The 4,683-nt window shown below is 40.8% G+C and carries 4 protein-coding genes and 1 pseudogene; 4 read left to right on the forward strand and 1 reads right to left on the reverse strand.

Going from position 1 to position 4,683, the window contains the following annotated elements; genetic code table 11:
* The 4 genes and pseudogenes from F6K49_RS32675 to F6K49_RS32690 form a co-directional block, all read left to right on the forward strand.
* Positions 1 to 387, forward strand: a pseudogene (locus F6K49_RS32675) (hypothetical protein); the annotation flags it as partial.
* A gap of 13 nt (positions 388 to 400) precedes the next feature.
* Positions 401 to 1,810, forward strand: a complete 1,410-nt coding sequence (locus F6K49_RS32680; RefSeq protein ID WP_293071873.1) for a serine/threonine-protein kinase — start codon at positions 401 to 403, stop codon at positions 1,808 to 1,810.
* Between the two features lie 118 nt (positions 1,811 to 1,928).
* Complete coding sequence (locus tag F6K49_RS32685) at positions 1,929 to 2,837, forward strand: serine/threonine-protein kinase (protein ID WP_293082646.1); 909 nt, start codon at positions 1,929 to 1,931, stop codon at positions 2,835 to 2,837.
* 445 nt (positions 2,838 to 3,282) lie between these two features.
* A complete protein-coding gene (locus F6K49_RS32690; protein WP_293071871.1) occupies positions 3,283 to 3,420 on the forward strand; it encodes a hypothetical protein in 138 nt (45 codons plus the stop codon).
* Between the two features lie 16 nt (positions 3,421 to 3,436).
* Here F6K49_RS32690 and F6K49_RS32695 read toward each other — a convergent pair whose 3' ends face one another.
* The gene (locus tag F6K49_RS32695; RefSeq protein WP_293071870.1) at positions 3,437 to 3,832 is read right to left on the reverse strand and encodes a hypothetical protein; all 396 of its coding nucleotides are present in this window, start codon (positions 3,830 to 3,832) and stop codon (positions 3,437 to 3,439) included.
* Positions 3,833 to 4,683: the final 851 nt, after the last annotated feature.

Raw genomic sequence — 4,683 nt, forward strand, 5'->3', positions numbered from 1 at the left:
GCTATTCCGGTTCACTTTGGTTGTGGATTATGGGGAACCCTGGCGGTGGGATTGTTTAGTATCGGACCAGACAGTGGTTTGGGCTGGGCTTACGCTATTGGAAAGGGTCCTGCTCAAGGCTTCTTGCGGGGAGGCAATCCCAGTCAACTGATAGTCCAAGGATTAGGTGCTGCCACTGTTATTATTTTCATATTACTCTCCAGTAGAGCTAGTTTTTATCTACTTGCTCACGTCATGCCTGGTGGGATCAAAGTATCTGAACAGGAAGAAAGGGAGGGTTTGGACAAATTCACCTTTGAAGACAAAGTCCAAGATAGTTACCAAGACCAAATCGATAGGTTACGTAAACAACTAGAGGATTTGGAAAAAATTAGTAACAACAATTAAATAAAAACACCCCATGAGCTTAGTACCAGGATTTTCTCTGAAAAACGGCGACTATACCATCCAACGTGAATTAGGAAGGGGGGGCTTTGGAACAGCTTACCAAGCCACTCTTAAGTTACCCGATGGTCAGGAAGAGATTGTTGCCATAAAAATTGGAAACGATGAATTAAGCGATAATGAACGAAGCCAAAGAGAAGAAAAATTTAAAGATGAAGCGAAGCGACTCAACCAATTTAACCATAACCATATTGTTAAATTCATAGAGTACTTCTATGAACCAACAATAAACCGTCCTTGCCTGGTAATGGAATATATTGAGGGAGAGACCCTACAAAAACTCACTAAACTAGGGAATGGAATTCCAGAAGAACAAGCTATCAAATATATTCTGCAAGTTGCCGATGCTTTGGTAGCAATGCATCAGGTTAATTTGATTCATAGAGATGTCAAGCCTGGTAATATTATAGCAAGAAATCGAAACGAAGCAGTCCTTATTGATTTTGGGATTGCCCGGGAATTTGTTACCGACCGGACAATAGAGCTAACGCGACAATGGTCGGAACGTTATGCTCCACCGGAGCAACAACTACGCCGCTTTAGAGCAGGTCCACAAGTTGATATCTATGCCTTATCCGCCACCTTCTATTTTTTGTTAACCGGACGCGAACCAGTTAATACCAGAGACAGGGAAGATGAAGTCAACATATATAAACCAGACCCTCAAAAACAAGATGCAGAAAACTTCGTCAGTAACGAAAATTTGAGAAGAGCCATTCTCCAAGGGATGGAATTAAATCCAGGTAAACGACCTCAGTCAATCTTAGAGTGGCTAAAATTACTAGAGCCTTCACAAGAAAGGAATCGAACTGAGATTTCACCAAGGAATATAACTGATATTTCAAGATGGGTGATTGGAGTTATATTCGTTTTGCTGCTATTAGCTGCTGTTGTCATTCCATTGATACATAATCCATCTAATTCAGATAATCCATCTAATTCAGATAATCCATCTAATTCAGATAATCCATCTAATTCAGATAATCCCACAAGTACCAGTGATGAATGGACGAAACTTGAAGACAAAGGTTTATCGGCAATTTATAAACTCAAACAAAACAAAGATGTAGACAACTTCAAAGAAGTCCTCAAGCTATTTGAGCAAAATAAAAACAACTATCAAGGAGAAAAAGAATTTGAAGAACTGTTTAGTGAACTAACCCGTAGATATTCTCAAGACGTATTAGCTCTAAGCGGAGAACCAGGAGTTCGTAAGGGGATTGAAAAGCTGGAGGAAATTCAGCAAAGGCTGGATGATAACTTCGACATCGAAAGTCTGCCGGAAGATGATAAAATTGCTCAGGAATACAAAGATGTTACCGCTCTTATAAAGAGGATGAGAAATTCTCTTAATAGTAACAATTAGCTTGAACTACAAATGTATAAATCATATCAAATAAAAGACTATCGTAAAGTTAGAGTCCGCTAATCATCTACTAAGTTATAAGATTCGCTAAAGCAATGAATTCAATTAAAATAACCCAATGATAAAGTTACAACCAGGAGATTCTCTGAAAGACGGCGACTATACCATCCAACGTGAATTAGGAAAGGGAGGCTTTGGAACGACTTACCAAGCCACTCGTCACTTACCCGATGGTCAGGAAGAGATTGTTGCCATAAAAATTGGAAGAGAAGAACTACCCAATAATCAACGAAGCCAAAGAGAAGAAAAATTTAAAGATGAAGCGAAGCGACTCAACCAATTTAACCATAACCATATTGTTAAATTCATAGAGTACTTCTATGAACCAACAATAAAACGTCCTTGCATCGTGATGGACTATATCGAAGGAGAGAACCTACACAGACTCACTCAACCAGGGAATGGAATTCCAGAGGAACAAGCCATCAAATATATTCAGCAAGTTGGCGATGCATTGGCAGCAATGCATAAGGTTAAGTTGATTCATAGAGATGTCAAGCCTAGTAATATTATGGTAAGACATGGAAGCGACGAAGCAATCCTCATTGATTTTGGGATCTCCCGGGAATTTGTTCCTGACCGGACAATAGAGCTAACAAAACAATGGTCCGAAGATTATGCTCCACCCGAGCAACAACTACGCCGGTTTAGAGCAGGCCCACCCCTTGATATCTATGCCTTATCCGCTACCTTATATTTCTTGTTAACCGGACGCCAACCAGTTAGTAGCAGAGACCGGGAATATGAACTAAAAAGATATAAAAGAGACCCTCAAAAACAAGATGTGGAAAACTTCGTCACCAACAAAACATTGAGAAGAGCCATTCTCCAAGGTATGGAATTAGAGCAAAAGCGAAGACCTCAGTCAATCTCAGATTGGCTAAAATTACTAGAGTCTCCAGCAATAATAAGTCCAACTGGTAGGTTTAGACGTATTGTTGGATATATATTGAGTCTGAGGGGGTGACATGCAAGCTAAAATCCTTACTGGGTAGTACGTTCAGCCGATCTGTTACAAAAAGATACATGCTGTTTTGGCCTGACCTTGAACGTAGTTATAAGGGTTTGAGCTTCCATAAAATCATTCGTAGGGTCAATTGGCCAGTTTATCTTTGCTAAGAGAACTGGCATCAAAGCCTTATCTACTAAGCTTTTCAGGGCTCATGTCACCCCCTCAGATATTGAGTTTGAGTATTGAAGCTCAAGTGAAAGTTTTATTGACAATTTATAAACTTATAAAAGACAGAGATTTATACAGCTTATAAAAAGCTATCAATCTATTTGAGCAAAATCAAAACAACTATCAAGGAAACAAAGAATTTGAAGAGCTATTTAGTGAACTAACCCGTAGATATGCTCAAGATGTATTAGCTCTAAGCGGAGAGCCAGGAGTTCGTAAGGGAATTGAAAAGTTGGAGGAAATTCAGCAAAGGCTAGATCAGAACTTCGACATCGAAAATCTGCCTGAAGATGATATCATCGCTCAGGAATATAAAGATGTTAGTGCTCTTATAGACCAGATGAGAAATTCCCTTAAGGAGAACAATTAGGATTTTTATGTATTCTTTAAATAAGAGCCAGAGCAATCATCCCCAATAAAGCCAAAGCTGATACAATTGTAGAAGCACCTTTCTCATCCCTAGATAAATCCTCCTGTTCTTCAATTGGTTCCTTAATCGTTTCCCAGCACGCTTCTCTAATCGTCCCACTCCACTCACTGCCCATTTCTGAAAACCAAAACACATTAGGATCACCTATAAATGGCTGACGGTTAATGGTTTGCTCTTCACGGTTTACGGAGATTGGGTAACGGTTAATGGTTGAGCCTTGACGGTTAATGGTTGGCCTTTGACGATTGGTTAATGGGTGACGGTTATGGTAGTATTCGGACTGATAGCGGTAAGTCTGAGAAATAATTTGTTTCGGCTGATCACCAGTAACGGTATCCTTTTTCTGTGACATCGATTAACACCCGATTATAAAGGTTACAAGGTAAGCATTCAGCGTGCTAATAGCTGATTTCTAGGCGTTGCTGATTATGGGTATGGTTTTGCCCCCCTAACCCCCCAATTTTGGGGGGAACAAAACTCTCAAAGTCCCCCGAGCGAGCAATCCCTCGCTCGGGGGATTTAGGGGGCTTGACCAAAACCAGATGATCCCGCATTCATTCCTTAATTCAGCAACGCCGATTTCTAAGTATCTATAGACTTATCGGGCGAACTACCAAGGATTATGCAGAAAATTTTCAATACCAGTAAGCGGTCAGTGGTCAGTGGTCAGTAGTCAGTAGTCAGTGGTCAGTGGTCAGTGGTCAGCTTATTTTATTCAAAAGCACCTCAAAGTGGCACAGGCTTCCAGCCTGTGACCTAACCTCAGCTTATTTTATTCAAAAGCACTGTGGCACAGGCTTCCAGCCTGTGACCTAACCTCAGCTTATTTTATTCAAAAGCACCTCAAAGTGGCACAGGCTTCCAGCCTGTGACCTAACCTCAGCTTATTTTATTCAAAAGCACCTCAAAGTGGCACAGGCTTCCAGCCTGTGACCTAACCTCAGCTTATTTTATTCAAAAGCACCTCAAAGTGGCACAGGCTTCCAGCCTGTGACCTAACCTCAGCTTATTTTATTCAAAAGCACCTCAAAGTGGCACAGGCTTCCAGCCTGTGACCTAACCTCAGCTTATTTTATTCAAAAGCACCTCAAAGTGGCACAGGCTTCCAGCCTGTGACCTAACCTCAGCTTATTTTATTCAAAAGCACTGTGGCACAGGCTTCCAGCCTGTGACCTAACCTCAGCTTATTTTATTCAAAAGCAC

It is taken from the genome of Moorena sp. SIO3I6, assembly GCF_010672095.1.

Coding starts and splice junctions, on each gene's coding strand:
- F6K49_RS32680 (WP_293071873.1), top strand. CDS start 401: ATGAGCTTAGTACCAGGATTTTCTCTGAAAAACGGCGACTATACCATC.
- F6K49_RS32685 (WP_293082646.1), top strand. CDS start 1,929: ATGATAAAGTTACAACCAGGAGATTCTCTGAAAGACGGCGACTATACC.
- F6K49_RS32695 (WP_293071870.1), bottom strand. CDS start 3,832: ATGTCACAGAAAAAGGATACCGTTACTGGTGATCAGCCGAAACAAATT.